The following is a 24,097-nucleotide window of genomic DNA, read 5'->3' as shown; positions in this document are numbered from 1 at the left end:
ATGTAAGCTCCGGGAAGAGGCCCGGCACCGATGCCTTCCGGTGCCGGGCCCTTCTCTGTGCCGGCCTGCTCCGGACCCTCAACCGGAGAAGCCGACGTGCGCGAGCCGCAGCGGGCCGCGCAGCCTGAGGTGCACGTCGTGGACGCCCGCCGCGACGACGGAGGCGTCGAGGGAGACGTAGTCGTACGGGCCCGGGGTGGGGGCCGCGGTCGACAGCACCGCGAGCACCGGACCGCCGTCGAGGGACAGCTCGACCGAGCCCTCGCCCGCCACCTCCACCGTCACTCCGGTGACACCCTGCCCGAAGTCGCAGCGCCGGTAGACCAGTTCGCCGGGCGCCTCGCCCGCCGCCGTCACCGCGTCCCCCGACACCTTCGTCCGGTCCACGATCTCGACGCCGTTCTGCTCGTCGAAGCCGGCCGCGGCCAGGCCGCCCGCGACGACCGGGCGCGGCAGAGTGGGCTCGCCCTCCAGGGCGACGGACGTCCGCAGCCGGACGTCCTCGCTGGACGCCCCCGCCAGCAGCTCGTACGCGCCGGGCTCCACCCGCCACCGGTCCTGGGCGACGTCCCAGAACGCGAAGGCGCTCTGCGGGATCTCGAAGCCGAGCTCGGCCGTCGCCCCCGGGGCGAGGGTGACGCGCCGGTGGTCCAGCAGCTCGCGGCGCGGACGCGGCACGGACGGGTCGACGGCCCGGCCGTAGAGCTGCGCCACCTCGTCGGCGGCGATGTCACCGGTGTTGGTGACCGAGAAGGAGACGCGCACCGTCCCGTCCCCGGCCCGGGCCGTCAGGCCGCCGTACTCGAACGACGCGTACGACAGGCCGTGCCCGAAGGGGAACAGAGGCGTCCCCTCGAAGTAGAGGTACGTCTGGCGGGAACCGATCACGTCGTAGTCGAGAAGGCCGGGCAGGTCGGCGTCGTCGGCGTACCAGGTCTGCGGGAGGCGGCCGGCGGGGGAGACGTCACCGGCCAGGACGCGGGCCAGGGCGGTGCCGGCCGCCTGGCCGCCGTGCGCCGTCCACAGCACCGCCGGGAGCCCGGCGGGGTCGACGGCGTAGGGGTAGGCGGAGACCAGCGCCAGCACGGTGGCCGGGTTCGCCGCGCGGGCCGCCCGCAGCAGCCGTTCCTGGTGTTCCGGCAGGCGCAGCGTCGTACGGTCCTCGGTCTCGCGGCCGTTGATGTGCGGATCGTTGCCCGCGACCACCACGACCACGTCGGCCGCCGCGGCGGCACGCGCCGCCGCCTCCTCGCCGCGCTCGGCGACGACCAGCTCGAAGACCTCGGGGTCCGCGTCGGCAACCTTCACGCCGTCGGCGGAGACACACACGTGTCGACCCGTGCCCAGGTGTTTGAGGAGGTGCCCGTTCCCGTGCGGTTCCAGGCGGAACGTCTCCTGCACGATCCAGCCGCCCGGCTGGTCGGCGGAGGCGCGCAGGCAGCCGTCGTCGGCGACCGAGAGGTAGCGGCCGTCGGGGGCGCGCAGGGTCAGGACGCCCTCACCCCAGTCGGCGAGCGCCAGTTCGGTGCCGTCGGCGTCCGTCGTGAGCGCGGGCAGGTCGGTGCGGCCCGTGAGGAGGGCCGGGTCGAGCGCGCCCTCGGCCCCGCGCGCCTCGGCGGCGGCCCCCTCGGCCACCGGCACGTGCAGGAACGCACCCGTGGAGGTCTTCAGCCGGACGCGGTCCACGCCCTCCGCGAACTCCACCCGCTCCCCGCCGAACCGCTCGTACAGGCCGTCCAGCGGGGTCGAGCGGTGGATGAGGGTGCCGCTGTACCAGTCGAGCTTGCACTCGTCGGCGAGCAGGCCCACCACAGCGATCCGGGTGTCCGGGGCGAGCGGCAGGACCCCGTCGTTCTTGAGCAGCACGATCGCCTGCTCGGCGGCCTCCTGGGCGAGGGCGCGGTGTGCCGGGGTGTCGAACTCGCCGGTCGCGTCGTGCGGGTCGTGGCCCGGGTCGAACTCGCCGAGCCGGAAACGGACCAAGAGCTGGCGGCGGACGGCCGTGTCGACATCGGCCTCGGTCAGCAGGCCGCGCTCCAGGGCGCCGCGCAGCCGCCCGATGATCTGCGAGGAGTCGGTGCCGTGGTCGGTGAAGCTGTCGACACCGGCCATGACGGAGGCGGCGGTGGCCTCCTCGTGGGTGTCGAAGTAGTGCTCCGAGTCGACGAGGTTGCTCGGTGCGCCCGCGTCCGAGCAGACCAGCAGCTCCTCGTCCGTCCAGCCGCGCAGGTGCTCGCGCAGGTACGGCGACACGTGGTTGGGGCGGCCGTTGACCAGGTTGTACGCCGGCATCACCCCGGCCACCGCGCCCGCCTCGACGGTCTCGCGGAAGGCCCGCAGGTCGTACTCGTGCAGCACGCGCGGGCGCACCGAGCTCGACGTCGTGGAGCGGTCCGTCTCGTTGTTGTGGGCCAGCCAGTGCTTCAGCACGGGCGCGGTGCGCCAGTAGGCCGGGTGCTCGCCGCGCAACCCGTGGGTGTAGGCCGTGGCGATGGCCGAGGTGAGCTTCGGATCCTCCGAGTAGCCCTCCTCGTTGCGGCCCCACAGGGGGTGGCGCAGCAGATTGACCGTCGGGGACCAGACGTTGAGGCCGACCCGGTCGTCCTTGGCGCGCATCGCGCGGATCTCCCGGGACACCGCGTCGCCCACGCGCCGCACCAGCTCCGGGTTCCAGGTGGCGCCGAGACCGACCGCCTGCGGGAACACCGTCGCCGGGCCCATCCACGCCACCCCGTGCAGGGCCTCCTGGCCGGTGCGGAAGGCGGCGAGGCCGAGCCGCTCGACGGCGGGGGCGAACTGGTGCAGGAAGGACGTCTTCTCGTCGAGGGTGAGCCGCCCCAGCAGATCGTCGACGCGCTTCGCGAACGGCAGCTGCGGATCGCGGAACGGTGCGGTGGGCGGCGTGTGTGCGGTCACGTGGGGATCCCCCTGCGATGGATCGGCGAGATGCTTTCGAAGCGCTTCGATGCTGGGTCGACGACGGGTCGGGTGTCAAGAGTCGACGCCGTCGCTTCAAGTCGTGCATGAGGAACGCTCCCCTCCCGTACCTGCGAGGAAGTTTGGGAACGACCCTTGTGCGCCCTGGGGTGTTCACTTAACCTCACACCAACATCGAAGCGCTTCGACTGCGGAAGCCCCTCTGGTCGAAGTGTCGCTTCTGCTCAGCCAGTTCCACTCGAGACACCGCAGCCGACGGCCTTCCGCCGGGTGTCCTGGTGCGCCATGAAGGGTTGACGCAATGACGCCGAACGCCGCCTCCGCCTCCCCCGGACCGAGCCGGAGAAGCTTCCTCGCCTCCACGGCGGTCGCCACCGCGGCCGTGGCAGGTGGAACGCCGCTGCTCGCCGCGTGCGGCGGGTCGGAGGGTGGGTCGAAGGACGGCACGACGTCCGGCAAGAGCGCCAAGAAGCTGCTGCCGGCCTACGTCGCGAGCAACGTGGTCTCGCCGGACATCCCGTCCAAGAACGGCTCGGCCATGGGCTTCACGGCCAAGCTCGACCTGGCCGGCCTCAAGACCTCGGTGCCGAAGAAGCTCGGCAAGGGCAGCCGCATCAAGATCATGTCGCCGTTCTGGGGCACGCCGCCGAAGGGCGACAACGCCTACTACAGGGCGATGAACGACCTGATCGGCGTGGACATCACCTGGCAGAACCAGGACGGCATGACCTACGACGAGAAGCTCGGCGCGGTCCTCGCCTCCAGCGACGTGCCGGACGTCGTGGTCATCCCCAGCTGGAACATGGGCGGCAAGATACCCAGCGCCATCATCAGCAAGTTCGCGGACCTCGGCCCGTACCTGTCCGGGGACGCGATCAAGAAGTACCCGAACCTCGCGGCGATCCCGAGCGGCGCCTGGCAGTACTCCATCTTCGGCGGCAAGCTGCGCGGCCTGCCCCAGCCCGCCCCCTCCGTCACCGGCATCGTGCCCTTCTACCGCAAGGACATCTTCGACAAGGAGGGCTACGAACTCCCCAAGTCCCCGGACGAGTTCCTCACTCTCGCCAAGGAGATCAGCCGGCCCAAGTCCAAGGTGTGGGCCTGTGACGACATGAAGTGGTCAGCCTTCCAGTTCTTCGGCGTGCTCTCAGGCAGCGAGAAGCCGCTCGGCTGGAACCTGACCGACGGCAAGATGATCTACCGGGTCGAGACCGAGGAGTTCCTCGAGGCGCTGGAATGGACGCGCAAGCTGTATGCGGCCGGTGTCGTCCACCCCGACGCGAAGGCCGTCCAGGGTGCCGCGGGTGACCGGTTCACCGCGGGCCAGGTTCTGATGTACAACGACAACATCTCGTCCTGGTGGGGCAAGATGGCCGAACAGGCGGGCCAGAACTCCGATTTCCGCATCTCCGGCATGGACATCTTCGGCGCCGACGGCGGAGATCCCCAGCTGTGGGCCGGATCCCCCGCGGGCATCTTCGCCTTCGTCAACAAGAAGGCCTCCAAGGCCGTGGTCGAGGACATTCTGGCCGCCGCCAACGTCACCGCCGCCCCGTACGGCACCAAGGAGTACATGCTCACCAACTACGGGGTGGAGGGCACCCACTACACCGTCAAGGACGGGGTGCCCACCAAGAACGACAAGGGCAACCAGGAGGTCATCAACGCCTACGTCATGCTCGCCAGCCCCGCCCCGACCACCGCGCACCCGGACCTTCCGGAGATCGCGAAGGAGCAGGTGGAGTGGCAGCAGCGGATGGGTGCCTTCACCAAGAAGTCCACCTTCTGGGGCCTGCAGATCACCGAACCGGCGCGTTACACCAACCTCTCCAACGACTTCGAGCAGCTGGAGGACGACATCGTCCGCGGCCGCAAGAAGATCAGCGACATGCAGCAGGCCGTCTCCGACTGGAAGAAGCAGGGCGGCGACAAGCTGCGCGACTGGTACCAGAAGCTGCACGACGACAACGGTTCCGCGCAGTGACCCGGCGCTGAGGCAAGGAGAGCTCCGTGTCCAACAGCACCGTGCCTCGCAGCAGGGCCGAGGCGGCCACGACTGAGGCGGCCCCCGGGGCGGCGGAAGCCCCCGCGAGGGTCCGGCCGGCGGCGAAACGCTCCGGCAGACTGAGCCTCCGCCTGCGGTTCCGCCGGGACCGCACCCTGATCCTGATGACCCTGCCGGCCGTCCTGCTGGTCCTGGTCTTCAACTACGTACCGATCCTCGGCAATGTCGTCGCCTTCCAGGAGTACGACCCGTACGTCAGCGAAAACGGCTTCGTCGCGATGCTGGAGAGCCCCTGGGTGGGCATCGAGCAGTTCGAGCGGATCTTCGCGGACTCGGCGTTCTGGGACGCCGTGCAGAACACGCTCGTCCTGTTCTCCCTCCAGCTGGTGCTGTTCTTCCCCATCCCGATCGTGCTCGCGCTGATCATCAACAGCGTGATCAGGCCCCGGATCCGGGCGGTGTCGCAGGCGATCCTCTACCTGCCGCACTTCTTCTCCTGGGTGCTGGTGATCACCGTCTTCCAGCAGATCTTCGGCGGCGCGGGCATCATCGCGCAGACCCTGCGCCGGCACGGTTACGAGGGCTTCGACCTCATGACCGATCCGGGGATCTTCAAGTTCCTGGTGACGGCGGAGGGCGTCTGGAAGGACGCGGGCTGGGGCGTCATCGTCTTCCTCGCCGCACTCGCCTCCGTGAGCCCCGACCTGTACGAGGCGGCGGCCATGGACGGAGCCGGGCGCTGGCGCCGGATGTGGCACGTCACGCTGCCCGCGCTGCGGCCCGTGATCGCCCTGCTGCTGGTGCTGCGCGTCGGCGATGCGCTCACCGTCGGGTTCGAGCAGATCCTGCTGCAACGCGATGCGGTCGGACCAGGGGCGGCGGAGGTCCTCGACACCTATGTGTGGTGGAACGGCGTCCGCAACCAGGACTTCAGCTACGCCGCGGCGGCCGGTCTCATCAAGGGTCTGGTGAGTGTGGCGCTCGTGCTCGCCGCGAACAAGGTGGCCCACTTCATGGGCGAGCAGGGGGTGTACAAGAAGTGACCGCCGTCATCGACAAGGCCGCCCTGGACGAGGCGGCGCGCGAACCCCGCTGGTGGCAGGCTCCGCCGAGACCCGTCTGGGAGGACGAGCCCAGCAAGGCCGGGGTCGCGGGCAAGGGCGTCGTCCTGGCCGGTGCCTGTCTCGCGGTGCTGTTCCCGCTGTGGATCGTCATCGTCACCAGCCTGTCCTCGAAGAAGACCATCACCGAGGCCGGCGGTCTGGTGCTCATCCCGAAGGACATCACGTTCATCGCCTACCAGGAGCTGCTGAGCGGCGGGCAGGTGACCCGGGCGGCGATCGTCAGCGTCTGCGTCACGCTGGCCGGCACCCTGTTCTCGATGGCGGTGTCGGTCCTCGCGGCGTACGGGCTGTCCAGGAGCGGTTCGCTCGGTCACCGCTGGCTGCTGATGACCCTGCTCGCGACGATGTTCTTCGGAGCCGGCCTCATCCCGACGTACCTGCTGGTGCAGTCCCTCGGGCTGACCGACACGTATCTCGCGCTGATCCTGCCGAGCGCGGTGAGCGTCTTCAACATCCTGGTGCTGCGCGCGTTCTTCATGGGCATCTCGCCGGAACTCGTCGACAGCGCGCGGATCGACGGGGCGGGTGACTGGCGCATCCTCTGGCAGATCATCATCCCGCTCTCGCGAGCCGTCATCGCGGTGATCACGCTGTTCTACGCCGTGGGGTACTGGAGCGCCTGGTTCAACGCGTCGATCTACCTCAGTGATCAGAGCATGATGCCGCTGCAAAACGTCATGATCCAGCTCGTGCAGAAGCAGGAAGCGCCGGTGGGGGTGAGCCAGGCGATCAAGACCGGGCAGATCTCCGCGCTGGCGATCCAGATGGCCGTGATGGTGATGGCGCTGCTGCCCGTGGCCGTGATCTCGCCGTTCGTCCAGAAGCACTTCAAGAAGGGCATGCTCACGGGGGCCGTCAAGGGCTGACCGTAGGGCTGTCGGTTGTTCGTCGTCTGCGACTGCCTCGTGGCTCGTCGCGCAGTTCCCCGCGCCCCTGAGGGCATCCACGTCCCCCCTCTTTGCAGGAACCGAGGTATGTCATGAGCACGTTTCACCTCAGCAGACGGTCCGTGCTGGCAGGGACGGCCGCCGTCGCCGCGGTCGTCTCCCTTCCGCCGATCCAGGGACGAGCCACGGCCGCCACACCGGCCCAGGGCGGCTACCGCTGGCGCAACGTGGTCCAGGGCGGGACGGGTTTCATCAGCGGGGTGTTGTTCCATCCCTCCGTCAAGGGGCTGGCCTACCTGCGGACCGACATCGGCGGTGCCTACCGCTGGGACGACCGCAGGGGCCGGTGGATCCCGCTGACCGACCACATCGGCTGGGACGACTGGAACCTCCTCGGTGTCGAGGCCATGGCCGTCGACCCCGCCCATCCGGACCGCGTCTACCTCGCTCTCGGCACGTACACGCAGTCCTGGGCGGGCAACGGGGCCGTGCTGCGGTCGGAGGACCGTGGTGTGACCTGGAAGCGCACCGACCTGAGCGTGAAGCTGGGGGCCAACGAGGACGGGCGGGGCTGTGGCGAGCGGCTGCTGGTCGATCCCCGGGACAGCGACACCCTGTGGCTGGGCACCCGGCACGACGGGTTGCTCAAGTCGAGCGACCGGGGCGTCAGTTGGAAGGCTGTTGACTTCCCGGTCGCGCCGAGCGCCACCGGCCAGGGCATTACGCTCCTGGTCGCCGCCGGCCGCAGTGTCTACGCGGGCTGGGGCGACTCCGACGGCACCTCCGCGAACCTCTACCGGACGTCCGACGGCGTGACCTGGCAGGCCGTTCCGGGGCAGCCGGCCGGCCCTGCCGCCAGGGTTCCGGTCCGGGCCGCCTACGACCGTCACACGCGTGAGCTGTACGTGACGTACGCCAACGCTCCCGGCCCGAACGGGCAGTCCGACGGCAGCGTGCACAAGCTGCGCACCAGCAGCGGGAAGTGGAGTGAGGTCACCCCGGTGAAGCCGGGCGGCACGACGGCCGACGGTTCCGCCGACTCCTTCGGCTACGGGGGTGTCGCCGTGGACGCCCGCCGCCCGGGCACGCTCGTCGTCTCCACCAACAACCGCTGGGCCGCCGTCGACACCGTCTTCCGCTCCACCGACGGTGGCCGCACCTGGACGTCGCTGAAGGACGGGGCCGTCCTCGACGTGTCCGAGACGCCGTACCTCAAGTGGGGTGGTGACAGCCCGAAGTTCGGCTGGTGGATCCAGGCTCTGGCCCTGGACCCGTTCGACTCCCGGCACGTGGTCTACGGCACCGGCGCGACCCTCTACGGCACCCGCGACCTCAAGCACTTCGCCCCGCAGATCCGCGGTGTGGAGGAGGCGTCCATCCGTCAGCTGGTCTCGCCCCCCACCGGACAGGCCCACCTGCTCAGCGGCTCCGGCGACATCGGCGTGATGTACCACGAACGGCTCACCGCCTCACCCTCACGCGGCATGGCGTCCAACCCCGTCTTCGGCACCAGCACCGGTCTGTCCCTGGCCACCGCCAAACCCTCCTACGTGGTCCGGGCCGGGTGGGGCGACCACGGCAACGGGGCCTTCTCCCACGACGGCGGCAAGACCTGGGCCCCCTTCAAGACCCAGCCGGACGTGGCCAAGTCCGCGCCGGGCCCGATCGCCACCAACGCCGACGGCAGCGTGCTGCTGTGGTCCTTCGGCACCGCCAACCCCGCCCACCGCTCGATCGACAACGGCGCCACCTGGACCGAGATCCCCACCTTCCCCCAGGGCGCCGCACCCGTCACCGACCCTGCCGACCCGGCCCGCTGCTACGCCTTCGACACCACCACCGGCACACTCTTCGCCAGCACCGACAGCGGCAGGACCTTCACCGCACGGGCCACCGGGCTCAGCTCGGGCGACACCGAGTTCCAGCTGGTCGCCGCACCCGGCCGCACCGGCGACCTGTGGCTGAGCCTGAAGGGCAACGGGCTGTACCGCTCGACCGACGGCGGCGCGACCTTCACCAAGGTCAGCAGCTGCCACGCCTCACACACCCTGGGCTTCGGCAAGGCCGCCAGGGGCGCTTCCTACCCGGCGCTCTACCTGGTCGGCGCCACGGACACCATCACGGGCGTCTACCGCTCCGACGACGAGGCGAAGACCTGGACACGGATCAACGACGACCGGCACCAGTGGGGCTGGACCGGAGCCGCCATCACCGGCGATCCCCGCGTGTACGGCCGGGTCTACATCGCCACCAACGGCCGCGGCGTGCAGTACGGGGAGCCCGTCTGATGCCCGAGCTGCGTGATGTGACCAGGGGCCGGTTGCTGTTCGGCGGCGACTACAACCCCGAGCAGTGGCCCGAGGAGACCTGGCACGAGGACGTCCGGCTGATGAAGGCCGCCCGCGTCAACTCGGTCACCCTCGGTGTCTTCTCCTGGTCGACGCTCGAACCGGAGCCCGGGGCGCGGGAGTTCGGCCGACTGGACACGCTGATGGACCTGATGCACGAGAACGGCATCGGCGTCGTCCTCGCCACCCCGACCTCCTCGCCCCCGCCCTGGATGGGCCGGCTGCACCCCGACACGCTGCCCGTCACCGAGGACGGCCGCATCGAGTGGTGGGGCGGCCGGCAGCACTTCTCGCACTCCAGCGCCACCTACCGGCGCTACGCCGCCGCCATCACCGAGGACCTGGCCGCCCGCTACGGCGGCCACCCGGCCCTGACGATGTGGCACATCAACAACGAGTACTGCACCTACGACTACGGCGACGAGGCGGCCGCCGCCTTCCGCCGCTGGCTGCGCGCGAGGTACGGCACGCTCGACGCCCTCAACGAGGCCTGGGGCACCGCCTTCTGGAGCCAGGGCTACGACACCTGGGACGGCATCCTGCCGCCCCGCCTGCCGCACTACCTGCGCAACCCCGGCCAGGTCCTGGACTTCCGCCGCTTCACCTCCGACATGCTCCTGGAGTGTTGCACCGCCGAGCGGGACATCGTCCGCCGGCACACCCCGCACCTGCCGGTCACCAGCAACTTCATGCCGCTGTGGTTCGGGCAGGACGCCTGGCGCTGGGCCGAGGAGGAGGACGTCGTCTCCGTCGACCTCTACCCGGACCCGCGCGACCCCCTCGGCGCGCAGAACGGCGCCCTCGTCCAGGACATGACCCGCTCCCAGGCGCGCGGCCCGTGGATGCTCATGGAGCAGGCGGCCGGGCCGGTCAACTGGCGGGGCGTGAACCACCCCAAGCCGCGCGGCCTCAACCGGCTGTGGTCCCTCCAGGCCGTGGCCCGGGGTGCCGACGCCGTCTGCTACTTCCAGTGGCGCCAGTCCCGGCAGGGCGCGGAGAAGTTCCACTCCGGCATGGTCAGCCACGCGGGGGAGGAGGGCCGGACGTACCAGGAGGTCCAGCGGCTCGGCGCCGACCTGGAGCGGATCGCGCCCGAGGTGACCGGCCGGCACCTCACCGCAAACGTCGCCGTCCTGCACGACTGGCACGCCTGGTGGGCCGGCGCCCAGGAGGGCCGCCTGTCCAGCCGGATGGAGTACCCGGACGTCCTGCGCGCCTGGCACCGGGCCCTGTGGCAGGCGCACCTCACCACCGACTTCGCCCACCCCGAGCACGACCTGACGCCGTACTCACTGGTCGTCGTGCCACAGCTGTACGCCCTCACCGACTCCGCGACCGACAACCTCCTCGCCTACGTACAGCAGGGCGGCACCCTCGTCTGCGGGTTCCAGACCGGTGTCGCCGACGAGGACGACCGGGTCCGCCCCGGCGGCATGGACGCCCGGCTGCGCGCACTGTTCGGCATCCGCACGCTGCACGAGTGGTGGCCCCTGGACGAGGGCGAGACCGTCGCCTGCGAGGGCTTCAGCGGCACGCTGTGGTCCGAGGAACTGGAGGGGGACGGCACCGCCGAGGAGACCATCCGCTACCGGGGCGGCGAACTCGACGGACTGCCCGCCGTCCTGCGCAAGGGCCGTGCCTGGTACGTCTCCACACTCCCCGAGCCCGGGGCGCTGCGCGGCCTGCTGGCCTCGATCGCCGACGGCGTGGGCGTCCGGCCGGTGCTCGACGGTCTCCCCGAGCAGGTCGAGGCCGTACGCCGGGGCGAGGTGCTGTTCGTGCTCAACCACGGCCGCGAGCCGGTGACCGTCGACGTGCCGGGCACCCACCGCGACCTGCTGACCGGTACGGACGTCACCGACCGGGTCACCCTCGGCCGCTACGAGGCGGCGGTGCTCCGGCCATGACCGCTTCCGCCCCCGTCCACGGCACCTGGGAGCCGCACCCGGCCACCCGCTGGGAGGACGCCTTCCTCAGCGGCAACGGCCGGCACGGCGCCCTGGTCCTCGGCGATCCGCACGCCGAGCGGGTCGTCGTCACGCACCACACGCTGGTGCGTCCCAACGGACGGGACCCCCGCCCCCCGCAGCTCGCCGGTGACCTGCCCGGGCTCCAGGACCGTCTCCTGGCGGGCGACACGAGAGCCGCCGAGGACTTCACGGACGGGCGTCCCCTCCAGTGGGTGCAGCCCTTCCATCCGGCCTTCCAGGTCCGGCTGGACCGCCCCGGGGACGACGGACACGACTACCGGCGGGACGTCGACTTCACCACCGGCGTGGTGAGCACCACCTGTGCCGGGTGGGCCGGCCGCGTCTTCGTCTCCCGCGCCGACGACGTGATCGTCCAGCACCTCACCGGACCCGGTCTCACCCTCGGCCTCGACCTCGACCCCCGGCTGCCCGGCGCCCCCGCCCGGCTGGGCATCGGCCACGGGGCCGTCCTCACCCCGGAGGGCGCCCTGCTCAGCCTGCGCGTCCGCTACCCCGACATCGACCTGGCCTGCACCGGTGTCACCCAGGTCACCGTCACCGGCGGCACGACCACCCTGGTGCCCCCGGGCGTGCGCATCGAGGACGCCCGGTCCGTGCTGCTCCTCACCCGGGTGCACCGGCACGCCGGCGAGCTCGACGTGGTCGCCGAAGGCCGTGCCCTGCGCGACCTGCCCACCGCCTACGACGAACTCCTCGCCCGCCACGTCGCCCTGCACCGCACGGCCTACGAGCGCGTCACCCTCGACCTGGCCGCCGACCCCGCCGAACGGGCCCTGCCGGGGTCCGCGTTGCTGACCAGGCCCCGCAGCGCGGCCCTGCTGGAGCGTCTCTTCGCCGCCGGGCGCTACCACCTGCTGTCCTCCAGCGGTCTCTTCCCGCCCCGGCTGACCGGACTGTGGACCGGCGACTGGAACACGGCATGGTCGGGCGCGTTCACCAACGACGCCAACCTCAACCTCCAGACCGCCTCGGCCGCTGCCGCCGCCCTTCCCGAGGTCACCGAGGCCCTCGCGAACCTGGTCCACCGCCAGCTCCCCGACTGGCGCGACAACGCCCGGGCGATCTTCGGCACCCGGGGCGCGGTCGCCCCCGCACACACCGACGGCGAGTCCGGCCACTCCTACCACTACAACCGTGAGTACCCGCTGCACCTGTGGACCGCCGGCGCCGACTGGCTGCTCAAGCCGCTCGCCGACCACGACGAGACCCACAACACCCGCGACTCCCGCACCGCCGCCGCCCTCGCCGAAGTCGCGCTGTTCTACGAGGACTTCCTCACCAGGACGGACGAGAACGGCCACCTCGTCGTCGTGCCCTCCTACTCACCGGAGAACCGCCCTGCCAACGCGAGCTGGGGGACGACCAACGCCGCCATGGACCTGTCGGCGGCCCGCCACGCCCTGCGCACGGCCGCCGCGTACCACCCGGGCCCCGACGCCGACCGCTGGAACGCCCTCGCCGACCGGCTCCCGCCGCACCGGGTCAACGAGGACGGGGCCTTGGCCGAATGGGCGTGGCCCGGCCTCACCGACTCCTACGACCACCGCCACCTCAGCCACCTCTACGGCGTCTGGCCGCTCGACGAGATCACCCCCTACGACACCCCCGACCTCGCGGCCGCCGCCCACCGCGCCCTCGAACTGCGCGGCGCCGAGAACGACTCCGCGCACGGCCACCTCCACCACGCCCTCGTCGCGGCCCGGCTCCGGGACGCCGACCGCGTCGCCCACGCCCTCGGCCAGGTCCTGGACGGCGACTTCTTCCACGCCTCCCTGATGAGCGCCCACTACCCCAAGCGCGACGTCTACAACGCCGACGCCGCGCACACCCTGCCCGCCGTGCTGATCGAGATGCTCGTCCAGTCGACCCCCGACCGGCTGGTCCTGCTGCCCGCGCTGCCGGCGGCGTATCCCGAGGGCGCCCTGCGGGGTGTGCGCACCCGGTTCGGGGCCGAGCTCGACCTCACCTGGACGCGGGACGGTGCCACCGCCGTCATCCGACCCGGCCGCACCCACCGCGTCGAACTCCGCACTTCCTCCGGCGCAGAATCCCTCCACCTGGCCGCCGGAGAGGACCACGTCGTCACCCTGAGGACGTGGTAGTTCCCCCCACCCCCCCACCCATGGAAGGGACACCATGGCATCAAGCACGCTGCGCAGGGTCACCAAGGCCCTGCTGGCCCCCGCCCTGGCGCTCGGCGCCACCATCGGCCTCGCCTCGGCCCCCGCCTCCGCCGCCGTCTGGAACTCCTGCGACCAGTGGGGCCAGACCAACCTGAACGGCTACACGCTCTACAACAACATCTGGGGCGGCGGCGCAGGAAGCCAGTGCATCTGGGCCAACTCCGGTACCAACTGGGGCGTCTGGGCCAACCACCCCAACACCGGCGGCATCAAGTCGTACCCCAACCAGACGAAGGCGATCAACAAGTCGATCACCTCGCTGGGCTCGCTGTCGAGCAGCTACAACGTCAGCGTCCCGTCGTCCGGCGCGTACAACACGTCGTACGACATCTGGGACACGGACCACGACTACGAGATCATGCTCTGGGTCAACAAGACCGGACCCGTCGGCCCGATCGGCTCCTCGCAGGGCAGCGTCAGCCTGGGCGGCCACTCCTGGAACGTCTTCAAGGGCACCAACGGAGCCAACGAGGTGTTCTCGTTCATCCGCACCTCCAACTCCAGCTCCGGCACCGTGAACATCCTGCCGATCCTGAAGTGGATCAAGGACACCAAGAAGTGGATGGGCAACGAGACGATCGGTGACGTGCAGTTCGGATACGAGATCACCTCGTCGTCCGGCGGGATGAACTTCACCACCAACAACCTGACGGTCAGCAGCAGCTGATCCGCCGGTCGGGGCGGGGGCCGGCCGTGCCGTCAGGCGCGGTCGACCCCGGCCCGCAGCACGTTGTCGTCCGCGAAGGCCGACTCGACCTCGTCGCGGGTCAGGCCGTAGCGGGACAGGTCGTAGGTGTGCTTGCGGGTGCCCTTCGGGCGGGCGACGGCCGCGGCGAGCCGGCCCGCTTCGGTCCCGGTCCACCGGGCGCCGACGGCGGCGTAGAGCCCCGGCGCACCGGACGCCGGGCCGGAGCCGAGCCAGGAGTACGGGGCGTCCACCAGTTGCTCCGGCGGGATGGCGGTCCGGGCCGCGAGACCGCGCGTCATGGCCCGGCTCAGCAGCTCCAGCCAGGTGGCTCCGATGCCGGCCAGGTCGACGGGGCGGGTACTGACGGCCATGCCGTGCTCGATCAGGGAGCAGAAGGACGCCACGACGGTCACCGGGTCGCGGTGACACCACACGATCGTCGCGTCGGGGAACACGGTCAGCAGTGCGTCCAGGTTCTCCACATGCATGGGGACTTGAGCATCCAGCGCCGCCGCGGACGGCCGTACTGGAGCACCTGGTAGACCTGCTTGAGGTACCGGTAGTCGTCGGTGAAGTCCCGCGCGCAGTGCCAGGCCCGGTACTCGGGGAGGTGCGCGCGCCTGGGAGAACGGCATCAGGGCGTGCGGCAGCGCGAAGGTGCACTCCTCCGGGCCCTCGGCGGCCATCGCGTGGATGTCGCGGAAGCGCGGCGCGAACAGGTCCGTGCCACGGACCATCCGCCGCCCGGCCGCGATCGCCCTGCGCCGCTGACGGGGCGGCAACTCCAGGTCTGGAGCGAGCAGTTCCCCCAGCAGGGGGCTGCGGTGCTCCTCGGAGATCGACAGCACCGCGTGCGTGACGGTGGTCGCGGTGCGGGGCAGCCCGACGACGAACACCGGCTTCTCGATGGGTTCCCGCTCGATCTCCGGGTGCTCGGCGATCAGCCGCCGCACCCGCGCCCGGCCGGCGAGATGCCGCCGGACGTGCCCCTGCGCGGCCTGCCGGCCGACCGGGGTGAGGTGCTCCGCCTTCGCCCACCAGCCCGGCAGGTCCCGGAAGCCGTCGACGAACTCCCGGTCCCCCGGGGCCTCCCCGGCCTCCGCCACGATGCGGTCGAAGACCCGTCCGGGATCACGACGGGACCCGAAGGCCGGCCGCAGCAGCAGCCCGGCCACGGTGAGGGCAAGCGGTGAAGAGGCCACGAGACGACCCTGTCCACCGAACTGCCGTGACCAGCAGGCACGTTGGGATACGGCCGGTACGTGCCCGCCCCGGCCGTATCCCACCGCCCGGCTACTCCGCCACAGGCAGCCGTGCCCCGTCCCGCAGGAACAGCGGGATGCGGTCCAGCGGGGCGTCGACCGTCACGGTCCGGCCGCCCTCGTACGTCTCACCCGTCCACGCGTCCGTCCAGGACGCCCCGGCCGGCAGGTACGCCGTACGGGTGGTGGCGCCGGCCGTCAGCACCGGGGCGACCAGCAGGTCGGGGCCGAACAGGTAGGAGTCGTCGACCGACCAGGCCGCCTGGTCGTCGGGGAACTCCAGGAACAGCGGCCGCATCACCGGCAGTCCCTCCTCGTGCGCCGCCCGCATCACGTCCAGCACGTACGGCTTCAGCCGCTCGCGCAGCCGCAGGTACCGCTCCAGGATCGCCCCGGCCTCCTCGCCGTACGACCACACCTCGTTCGGGCCGCCCGTCATCCCCGGACCCAGGGGCATGCCCGGGTCGCGGAAGCCGTGCAGCCGCATCAGCGGGGACAGCGCGCCGAACTGGAACCAGCGGACCATCACCTCCCGGTAGGCCGGATCGTCCGGGTCGCCGCCGTGGAAGCCGCCGATGTCGGTGTTCCACCAGGGGATGCCCGACAGGGCCGTGTTGAGGCCGGCCGCGATCTGGCGGCGCAGGGTCGGGAAGTCCGTGCCGATGTCACCGGACCACAGGGCGGCGCCGTAGCGCTGACTGCCCGCCCAGGCCGAGCGGTTGAGGGTGACGATCTCCTCCTCGCCGGTGGCGAGCAGGCCCTCGTAGAACGTGCGGGCGTTCTCCGCCGGGTAGGCATTGCCGACCTCCAGGCCCGGGCCCGCCCAGTAGCGCAGGTTCTCCTGGAAGCCGGGCTTGAGCTCGGGCTCGCAGGCGTCCAGCCAGAAGGCCGTGATGCCGTACGGGTCGAGGTAGTTCTCCTTCACCCTCGACCACACGAACTCCCGGGCCTCCGGGTTGGTGGCGTCGTAGAAGGCCACCTGGACCGTGGAGGCGACCTCCTTGTCGGGCCAGTCCGCGTGCGCCATCGGACCGTACTGGGTGCCGATGAACCAGCCGCGCTGCTCCAGGACCGGGTGGTTCTCGCTCAGCGGCGACACCGACGGCCAGACGCTCACCACCAGCTTGATGCCGAGTTCCTCCAGCTCCCGCACCATCGCCGCCGGGTCCGGCCACTCCTTCGGGTCGAACTTCCAGTCGCCCAGGTGCGTCCAGTGGAAGAAGTCGCAGACGATCGCCGAGATGGGCAGTCCGCGCCGCTTGTACTCCCGGGCCACCGCCATCAGTTCGTCCTGGGTGCGGTAGCGCAGTTTGCACTGCCAGAAGCCCGCGGCCCACTCCGGCAGCATGGGGCTGCGGCCGGTCACCGCGCTGTAGCGGCGCTGGCCGTCGGCCGGGTCGCCCGCGGTGATCCAGTAGTCGATCTGCCGGGCCGAGTCGGCGACCCAGCGGGTGCCGTTGTGCGCCAGCTCCACGCGGCCGATCGCCGGGTTGTTCCACAGCAGGGTGTAGCCGCGGCTGGAGCTGAGCACAGGGATGCCGACCTCGGCGTTGCGCTGCACCAGGTCCAGCACCAGGCCCTTCTGGTCCAGGCGTCCGTGCTGGTGCTGGCCGAGGCCGTACAGCTTCTCGTCGTCGTAGGCCGCGAAGCGCTGCTCCAGGCGGTGGTGGCCGTTGCCGACGGCCGTGTAGAGGCGGGAGCCGGGCCACCAGAAGTGGGCGCGGTCCTCGGCGAGGATCTCCTCGGAGTCCTCCGTGCGCAGGAAGCGGATCAGACCCTCGGCGCTCACCTCGACGGTGAGCGCGCCGACGGTCAGCTGCCCGCGTCCGTCCTCGGTCTTCACCGTGGCCGGCGTCCGGGGAGCCTCGTCGAGCAGGGCGCCCGGGAGCCCTTCGAGGACCGGGCCGCCGAGCCGGGCACGCACCCGGACCGCGTCCGGACCCCACGGCTCGATCCGGAGGGTCTCCTGGCGGCCGCTCCACTCCAGCGCGCCGTCCCGCTCGCGGAAGGTGCCGACGGTCGGGGAGGACTGCGCCAGGCTCACCTGGGGCTGGGTTTCAGCAGGCTGATTCACGTGGCGGGCTCCTGTGCGGAAGCAGACATGGGGGTGCCCCGGAAGGGGCGCTGTCCAGTGGCCGGGCGCGACCAGGACTCGATGACGGGGAGTGACTACGACCGGGTCGGCGCCGGTCCCGTGCTCCCGCGGACCGTCAGCTCGGGCGCGATCAGCACGACCTCGTCGCTCCCGCGCCCGTCGAGCTTGGCCACCAGGTGGTCCACGGCGTGCCGCCCCATCTCCTGTGCCGGGATGGCGACCGACGTGAGCCGCACCGAGGCCTGCATCGCGACCTGGTCCGGGCAGATCGCGACCACCGACACGTCCTCCGGCACGGCCCGGCCCTGCTGCCGCAGCAGCGCGAGCAGCGGCTCCACCGCCGACTCGTTCTGCACGATGAGCCCCGAGGTGTCCGGGCGCTCGTCGAGGATCCGGGCGAGCGTCACGGCCATCGCGTCGTACCCGCCCTCGCACGGCCGGTGCAGCAGCCGCACCCCCAGCTCCCGGGAACGGGACCTGAGTCCGTCCAGGGTGCGTTCGGCGAAGCCGGTGTGCCGCTCGTAGACGGCCGGAGCCTCCCCGATGACGGCGATGTCCTGGTGCCCCTGCTTGGCCAGGTGCTCCACGCACAGCGCGCCCGTCGCCCGGAAGTCCAGATCGACGCAGGTCAGGCCCGAGGTGTCGGCGGGCAGTCCGATCAGCACGGACGGCTGGTCCGTCTCGCGGAGCAACGGCAGCCGCTCGTCGTCGAGTTCGACGTCCATCAGGATCATTCCGTCGGCGATCCCGCTGCCCGCCACGCGGCGCACGGCGTCGGGACCCTCCTCGCCGGTGAGCAGCAGCACGTCGTATCCGTGCGCGCGGGCGGAGGTCGCCACGGCGATGGCGATCTCCATCATCACGGGCACGTACATGTCCGTGCGCAGCGGGACCATCAGCGCGATGATGTTCGACTTGCTGCTGGCCAGGGCGCGCGCCCCGGCGTTCGGGTGGTACCCGAGCTCGCGGATGCTCCGCTCGACCCGCTGCCGGGTGTTCGCGGAGATGGACCGCTTGCCGCTGAGGACATAGCTCACCGTGCTCGCCGAGACTCCGGCGTGCTGGGCGACCTCGGCAAGGGTGACCATCCAGCTCTCCAAGCTCTTGTGAAGCGCTTCGACAGTGCGCGTAGCTGATAAGGGTGGGTGGGGGTGGTTCGACAGTAGCTCCAGCAGGAGTGGGTGTCCATAGCTTATCGAAGCGCTTCGACACGGATTTCCCGGAGCGCTCTCAGAGCCCGGAGCCGCCACCGGGACGGCACCTCGATGCAACACCGTCGTCAGACGCGCGACAAGTGCCGGGGCGCTGTGCCCCCCTTCGGCCGAACGGACGCGCGAGGACTGGTGGGAGCGTCCGGATTCGGGTACCAACGATCCAGTAGCACTGGTCGGTAACGAAACGGTCCTCCATCTTCTAGTTGCGGCGAGGTGCCCCTCATGTCCGCTTCCACCACCCCTTCTTCCCGTCCCGCCGTCACCGAGCGGGAGGCCCGTGAGGTGGCGGAGGCCGCCCGGGAACAGCACTGGCGCAAGCCCAGCTTCGCCAAGGAGCTGTTCCTCGGCCGCTTCCGGCTCGACCTCATCCACCCCCACCCCCTCCCGGACGCCGAGGTGGCCCAGCGCGGCGAGGAGTTCCTCGCCAAGCTCCGCGACTTCGTCGAGACGAAGGTCGACGGGGGCCTCATCGAGCGCGAGGCCCGCATCCCCGACGAGGTGATCGACGGACTGAAGGAGCTCGGCGCCTTCGGCATGAAGATCGACACCAAGTACGGCGGGCTCGGCCTCGGGCAGGTGTACTACAACAAGGCGCTCGCCCTGGCCGGCTCCGCCAGCCCCGCGATCGGCGTGCTGCTCTCCGCGCACCAGTCGATCGGCGTGCCCCAGCCCCTGAAACTGTTCGGGACCCAGGAGCAGCGGGAGCGCTTCCTGCCGCGCTGCGCCCGCACGGACATCAGCGCCTTCCTGCTCACCGAGCCCGACGTCGGTTCCGACCCGGCCCGCCTCGCCACCACCGCGATCCCGGACGGCGACGACTACGTCCTGGACGGCGTGAAGCTGTGGACCACCAACGGCGTCGTCGCCGACCTGCTGGTCGTCATGGCCCGGGTCCCGAAGAGCGAGGGCCACCGCGGCGGCATCACGGCCTTCGTCGTGGAGACGAACTCGCCGGGCGTCACCGTCGAGAACCGCAACGCCTTCATGGGCCTGCGCGGCATCGAGAACGGCGTCACCCGTTTCCACCAGGTCCGCGTCCCCGCCGCCAACCGCGTCGGCGAGGAGGGCCAGGGCCTGAAGATCGCCCTGACCACGCTCAACACCGGGCGGCTCTCGCTGCCGGCTTCCTGTGTCGCGGCCGGCAAGTGGTGCCTGAAGATCGCCCGGGAGTGGTCGGCGGCCCGCGAGCAGTGGGGCAAGCCCGTCGCGCACCACGAGGCGGTCGGTTCCAAGATCTCCTTCATCGCGGCCACCACCTTCGCCCTGGAGGCCGTGACCGACCTGGCCTCGCAGATGGCCGACGAGGACCGCAACGACATCCGCATCGAGGGCGCCCTCGCCAAGCTGTACGCCTCCGAGACGGCCTGGACGATGGCCGACGAACTCGTCCAGATCCGCGGCGGCCGCGGCTTCGAGACGGCCGACTCCCTCCGGGCCCGCGGCGAGCGCGGCGTCCCCGCCGAGCAGCTCCTGCGCGACCTGCGCATCAACCGCATCTTCGAGGGCTCCACCGAGATCATGCACCTGCTGATCGCGCGCGAGGCCGTCGACGCCCACCTCTCGGTCGCCGGCGACCTCATCGACCCCGAGAAGTCCCTCGGCGACAAGGCGAGGGCCGGCGCGAACGCGGGCGTCTTCTACGCCAAGTGGCTGCCGAAACTGGTCGCCGGGCCCGGCCAGCTCCCGGCCTCCTACGGCGAGTTCAAGCACGAGGTGGACCTCTCCGGGCACCTGCGCTACGTCGAGCGCACCGCCCGCAAGCTCGCCCGCTCCACCTTCTACGCCATGTCCCGCTGGCAGGGCCGCATGGAGTCCAAGCAGGGCTTCCTCGGCCGGATCGTCGACATCGGCGCCGAGCTGTTCGCCATGAGCGCGTCCTGTGTCCGGGCCGAACTGCTGCGCAGCCAGGGCGACCACGGCCGCGAGGCCTACCAGCTCGCCGACGTCTTCTGCCGCCAGGCCAGAATCCGCGTCGAGGAGCTCTTCACCCGCCTGTGGAGCAACACCGACGACCTCGACCGCAAGGTCGTCAAGGGCGTCCTGTCCGGCACGTACGCATGGCTGGAGCAGGGCATCGTCGACCCGTCGGGCGACGGCCCCTGGATCGCGGACGCGACACCGGGACCGTCACAGCGGGAGAACGTGCACCGGCCGATCAGGTAACCCCGGCCCCCATGGGGGCGTGCTCAGCCATGGCGCGCGCCCCCATGAAGGGGATGCGCTGTCCTCACACACCGGCCTTACGGCAACAATGGAGCAATGAGCGACAGTCCAGCCCCCCTCGCCGATCCGCACCTGGTCTACGACCCCGTAGCGGGAGACGGCCCCAAGGACGTGGTGATCCTCGGCTCCACCGGGTCCATCGGCACCCAGGCCATCGACCTCGTGCTGCGCAACCCCGGCCGGTTCCGGGTCACCGGCCTCTCGGCCAACGGCGGCCGGGTCGCCCTCCTCGCCGAGCAGGCGCACCGGCTGCGGGTACGGACGGTCGCCGTGGCCCGCGAGGACGTCGTACCGGCCCTGCGCGAGGCGCTCACCGCGCAGTACGGCACGAGCGAGCCGCTCCCCGAGATCCTCGCCGGCCCGGACGCGGCGTCCCAGGTCGCGGCCTCCGACTGCCACACCGTCCTGAACGGCATCACCGGCTCCATCGGACTCGCCCCGACCCTGGCCGCCCTGGAGGCGGGCCGCACCCTCGCGCTCGCCAACAAGGAGTCGCTCATCGTGGGCGGCCCGCTGGTCAAGGCCCTCGCCAAGCCCGGGCAGATCATCCCGGTCGACTCCGAGCACGCCGCCCTCTTCCAGGCCCTGGCCGCCGGCACCCGCGCCGACGTCCGCAAGCTGGTCGTCACCGCCTCCGGCGGCCCGTTCCGCGGCCGTACGAAGGCCGAGCTGGCGGACGTCACCGTCGAGGACGCCCTCGCCCACCCCACCTGGGCCATGGGCCCGGTCATCACGATCAACTCCGCGACCCTCGTCAACAAGGGCCTGGAGGTGATCGAGGCGCACCTCCTCTACGACATTCCCTTCGACCGCATTGAGGTGGTCGTGCATCCGCAGTCGTATGTCCACTCGATGGTTGAGTTCACGGATGGATCGACACTGGCCCAGGCGACCCCGCCCGACATGCGCGGGCCCATCGCCATCGGCCTCGGCTGGCCCGAGCGCGTGCCCGACGCGGCGCCCACCTTCGACTGGAGCAGGGCCGCGACCTGGGAGTTCTTCCCGCTCGACAACGAGGCCTTCCCCTCGGTGAACCTCGCCCGGCACGTGGGCGAGCTCGCGGGCACCGCCCCGGCGGTGTTCAACGCGGCCAACGAGGAGTGCGTGGAGGCGTTCCGCCGGGGCGCGCTGCCGTTCAACGGGATCATGGACACCGTCACGCGGGTCGTCGAGGAGCACGGCACCCCGCGTACGGGAACCTCGCTCACCGTGTCGGACGTCCTCGAAGCGGAGACCTGGGCGCGGACCCGGGCCCGGCAACTGGCGGCACAGACGGCGGAGGCCCGTGCATGACGACCCTGATGTTCATCCTCGGCATACTCCTCTTCGCGGTCGGCCTGCTGTTCTCGATCGCGTGGCACGAGCTGGGGCACCTGTCGACCGCCAAGCTCTTCGGCATCCGTGTGCCGCAGTACATGGTCGGCTTCGGCCCCACCCTCTTCTCGCGCAACAAGGGCGAGACGGAGTACGGCATCAAGGCCATCCCGTTCGGCGGCTACATCCGCATGATCGGCATGTTCCCGCCCGGCCCCGACGGCCGGACGGAAGCCCGCTCCACCTCCCCCTGGCGCGGCATGATCGAGGACGCCCGCACCGCCGCCTACGAGGAGCTCAAGCCGGGCGACGAGAACCGCATGTTCTACACGCGCGCCCCCTGGAAGCGCGTGATCGTGATGTTCGCGGGCCCCTTCATGAACCTGGTCCTGGCGGTGGCGCTGTTCCTCACCGTCCTGATGGGCTTCGGCATCACGCAGCAGACCACCACGGTCAGCTCGGTCTCCCAGTGCGTCATCGCGCAGAACGAGAACCGCGACAAGTGCGAGAAGGGCGACCCGGCCGCCCCCGCCGCCGCGGCGGGCCTCAAGGCGGGCGACAAGATCGTCTCCTTCAACGGTGTGAAGACCGACGACTGGAACAAGCTCTCCGACCTCATCCGCGCCACCCCCGGCAAGGAGGTGCCGATCGTCGTCGAGCGGGACGGCAAGGACCTCACCCTGCACGCGGAGATCGCCACCAACCAGGTCGCCAAGAAGGACGCCTCCGGCCAGATCGTCGAGGGCCAGTACGTCCAGGCCGGCTTCCTCGGCTTCAGCGCCGCCACGGGCGTGGTCAAGCAGGACTTCGGCGACTCGGTGACCTGGATGGGCGACCGCATCGGCGAGGCCGTCGACTCCCTCGCCGCCCTCCCCGGCAAGGTTCCCGCCCTGTGGAACGCGGCCTTCGACGGCGCCGAGCGCGAGGCCGACTCCCCGATGGGCGTGGTCGGCGCGGCCCGCGTCGGCGGCGAGATCTTCACCCTCGACATCCCGCCCACCCAGCAGCTGGCCATGGCCCTCATGCTGGTCGCCGGCTTCAACCTCTCCCTGTTCCTGTTCAACATGCTCCCGCTGCTGCCGCTCGACGGCGGCCACATCGCGGGCGCCCTGTGGGAGTCGCTGCGCCGCAACACGGCCAAGGTGCTGCGCCGGCCGGACCCGGGCCCCTTCGACGTGGCGAAACTCATGCCGGTCGCCTACGTCGTCGCCGGGATCTTCATCTGCTTCACCATCCTGGTCCTGATCGCCGACGTGGTTAACCCGGTGAGAATCTCCTAGTCATACGGCGTTCGCGGCGGCCCGGCACGCTTTCCGCCGGGCCGCCTCCCATCGGGTGGCACCACGGGTGGGATGTGCCCGCCCCGAGGCATGTGCCGTAATCTCGAAGCTCGGAGCCCGCTGCTCACGGGACCGGACCTTGATCCACGACTTGGGGTTGCACAGCAGATGACTGCGATTTCTCTCGGCATGCCGTCCGTTCCGACCAAGCTCGCCGAGCGCCGGAAGAGCCGCCAGATCCAGGTCGGATCCGTGGCCGTCGGCGGAGACGCCCCCGTCTCGGTGCAGTCGATGACCACGACCCGCACCTCCGACATCGGCGCCACACTCCAGCAGATCGCCGAACTGACCGCCTCCGGCTGCCAGATCGTCCGGGTCGCCTGCCCCACGCAGGACGACGCCGACGCGCTGGCGACCATCGCCCGCAAGTCGCAGATCCCGGTCATCGCCGACATCCACTTCCAGCCGAAGTACGTGTTCGCGGCCATCGAGGCGGGCTGTGCGGCGGTCCGCGTCAACCCGGGCAACATCAAGCAGTTCGACGAC

15 protein-coding genes are annotated in these 24,097 nt (G+C 70.9%); 11 read left to right on the top strand and 4 right to left on the bottom strand.

The features are described 5' to 3' along the window. Positions 1-78: 78 nt before the first annotated feature. A complete protein-coding gene (locus GTY56_RS32770; RefSeq protein ID WP_161368912.1) occupies positions 79-2,916 on the bottom strand; it encodes a glycoside hydrolase family 3 C-terminal domain-containing protein in 2,838 nt (945 codons plus the stop codon). Positions 2,917-3,238: 322 nt separating this feature from the next. Here GTY56_RS32770 and GTY56_RS32765 point away from each other — a divergent pair, with 322 nt between their 5' ends. The 7 genes from GTY56_RS32765 to GTY56_RS32735 all read left to right on the top strand — a co-directional run bounded on the left by GTY56_RS32765 (position 3,239) and on the right by GTY56_RS32735 (position 14,142). Next, positions 3,239-4,921 carry a type 2 periplasmic-binding domain-containing protein gene (locus tag GTY56_RS32765; protein ID WP_161368911.1) on the top strand — a complete coding sequence of 561 codons (1,683 nt, stop codon included), beginning with the start codon at positions 3,239-3,241 and terminating at the stop codon, positions 4,919-4,921. 26 nt (positions 4,922-4,947) lie between these two features. Continuing rightward, positions 4,948-5,985, top strand: a complete 1,038-nt coding sequence (locus tag GTY56_RS32760) for an ABC transporter permease subunit (RefSeq protein WP_161368910.1) — start codon at positions 4,948-4,950, stop codon at positions 5,983-5,985. Beyond that, on the top strand, positions 5,982-6,932 hold the full coding sequence (locus GTY56_RS32755) for an ABC transporter permease subunit (RefSeq protein WP_161368909.1): 951 nt from the start codon (positions 5,982-5,984) through the stop codon (positions 6,930-6,932). The genes GTY56_RS32760 and GTY56_RS32755 overlap by 4 nt, the downstream gene beginning before the upstream one ends. A 113-nt stretch (positions 6,933-7,045) precedes the next feature. Then, the gene (locus GTY56_RS32750) at positions 7,046-9,241 is read left to right on the top strand and encodes a sialidase family protein (protein WP_161368908.1); all 2,196 of its coding nucleotides are present in this window, start codon (positions 7,046-7,048) and stop codon (positions 9,239-9,241) included. Continuing rightward, positions 9,241-11,208: a beta-galactosidase gene (locus tag GTY56_RS32745; protein WP_161368907.1), complete on the top strand. Its 1,968-nt coding sequence runs from the start codon at positions 9,241-9,243 to the stop codon at positions 11,206-11,208. Before GTY56_RS32750 ends, GTY56_RS32745 begins: the two co-directional genes overlap by 1 nt. Beyond that, positions 11,205-13,394, top strand: a complete 2,190-nt coding sequence (locus GTY56_RS32740) for a glycosyl hydrolase family 95 catalytic domain-containing protein (protein WP_161368906.1) — start codon at positions 11,205-11,207, stop codon at positions 13,392-13,394. Before GTY56_RS32745 ends, GTY56_RS32740 begins: the two co-directional genes overlap by 4 nt. A 34-nt stretch (positions 13,395-13,428) precedes the next feature. Beyond that, positions 13,429-14,142 carry a glycoside hydrolase family 12 protein gene (locus GTY56_RS32735; RefSeq protein WP_161368905.1) on the top strand — a complete coding sequence of 238 codons (714 nt, stop codon included), beginning with the start codon at positions 13,429-13,431 and terminating at the stop codon, positions 14,140-14,142. Between the two features lie 32 nt (positions 14,143-14,174). On the opposite strand, the gene GTY56_RS32730 is transcribed toward GTY56_RS32735, so the two are convergent. From GTY56_RS32730 to GTY56_RS32720, 3 genes are all read right to left on the bottom strand, one after another. Further along, the gene (locus GTY56_RS32730; protein WP_161368904.1) at positions 14,175-15,365 is read right to left on the bottom strand and encodes a sulfotransferase; all 1,191 of its coding nucleotides are present in this window, start codon (positions 15,363-15,365) and stop codon (positions 14,175-14,177) included. 91 nt (positions 15,366-15,456) lie between these two features. After that, positions 15,457-17,499, bottom strand: a complete 2,043-nt coding sequence (locus GTY56_RS32725; protein ID WP_161368903.1) for a TIM-barrel domain-containing protein — start codon at positions 17,497-17,499, stop codon at positions 15,457-15,459. A 95-nt stretch (positions 17,500-17,594) separates the two neighbouring features. After that, the gene (locus GTY56_RS32720; protein WP_161368902.1) at positions 17,595-18,608 is read right to left on the bottom strand and encodes a LacI family DNA-binding transcriptional regulator; all 1,014 of its coding nucleotides are present in this window, start codon (positions 18,606-18,608) and stop codon (positions 17,595-17,597) included. Positions 18,609-18,956: 348 nt separating this feature from the next. Between GTY56_RS32720 and GTY56_RS32715 the strand changes: the two genes are divergently transcribed. The 4 genes from GTY56_RS32715 to GTY56_RS32700 all read left to right on the top strand — a co-directional run. Further along, on the top strand, positions 18,957-20,897 hold the full coding sequence (locus GTY56_RS32715) for an acyl-CoA dehydrogenase family protein (RefSeq protein ID WP_161368901.1): 1,941 nt from the start codon (positions 18,957-18,959) through the stop codon (positions 20,895-20,897). Positions 20,898-20,993: 96 nt separating this feature from the next. After that, entirely contained in the window at positions 20,994-22,250 is a 1,257-nt protein-coding gene (dxr, locus tag GTY56_RS32710; protein ID WP_161368900.1) for a 1-deoxy-D-xylulose-5-phosphate reductoisomerase, read from the top strand. Continuing rightward, a complete protein-coding gene (locus GTY56_RS32705) occupies positions 22,247-23,551 on the top strand; it encodes a site-2 protease family protein (protein WP_161368899.1) in 1,305 nt (434 codons plus the stop codon). Before dxr ends, GTY56_RS32705 begins: the two co-directional genes overlap by 4 nt. A gap of 168 nt (positions 23,552-23,719) precedes the next feature. Then, positions 23,720-24,097: flavodoxin-dependent (E)-4-hydroxy-3-methylbut-2-enyl-diphosphate synthase (locus GTY56_RS32700; protein ID WP_161368898.1), on the top strand; the 378-nt coding region annotated here is incomplete at its 3' end.

This window comes from Streptomyces sp. SID5643, assembly GCF_009872555.1.
GTDB lineage: Bacteria > Actinomycetota > Actinomycetes > Streptomycetales > Streptomycetaceae > Streptomyces > Streptomyces iakyrus.
Note: the sequence above shows the minus strand (reverse complement) of the source record. Positions and strands in the feature narration are given on the sequence as shown.

Excerpts from the sequence above, each read along its gene's own strand:
- GTY56_RS32715 (WP_161368901.1), top strand. The coding sequence starts at position 18,957 with ATGTCCGCTTCCACCACCCCTTCTTCCCGTCCCGCCGTCACCGAGCGG.
- GTY56_RS32765 (WP_161368911.1), top strand. The coding sequence starts at position 3,239 with ATGACGCCGAACGCCGCCTCCGCCTCCCCCGGACCGAGCCGGAGAAGC.
- GTY56_RS32720 (WP_161368902.1), bottom strand. The coding sequence starts at position 18,608 with ATGGTCACCCTTGCCGAGGTCGCCCAGCACGCCGGAGTCTCGGCGAGC.
- GTY56_RS32750 (WP_161368908.1), top strand. The coding sequence starts at position 7,046 with ATGAGCACGTTTCACCTCAGCAGACGGTCCGTGCTGGCAGGGACGGCC.
- dxr (WP_161368900.1), top strand. The coding sequence starts at position 20,994 with ATGAGCGACAGTCCAGCCCCCCTCGCCGATCCGCACCTGGTCTACGAC.
- GTY56_RS32740 (WP_161368906.1), top strand. The coding sequence starts at position 11,205 with ATGACCGCTTCCGCCCCCGTCCACGGCACCTGGGAGCCGCACCCGGCC.
- GTY56_RS32735 (WP_161368905.1), top strand. The coding sequence starts at position 13,429 with ATGGCATCAAGCACGCTGCGCAGGGTCACCAAGGCCCTGCTGGCCCCC.
- GTY56_RS32745 (WP_161368907.1), top strand. The coding sequence starts at position 9,241 with ATGCCCGAGCTGCGTGATGTGACCAGGGGCCGGTTGCTGTTCGGCGGC.
- GTY56_RS32705 (WP_161368899.1), top strand. The coding sequence starts at position 22,247 with ATGACGACCCTGATGTTCATCCTCGGCATACTCCTCTTCGCGGTCGGC.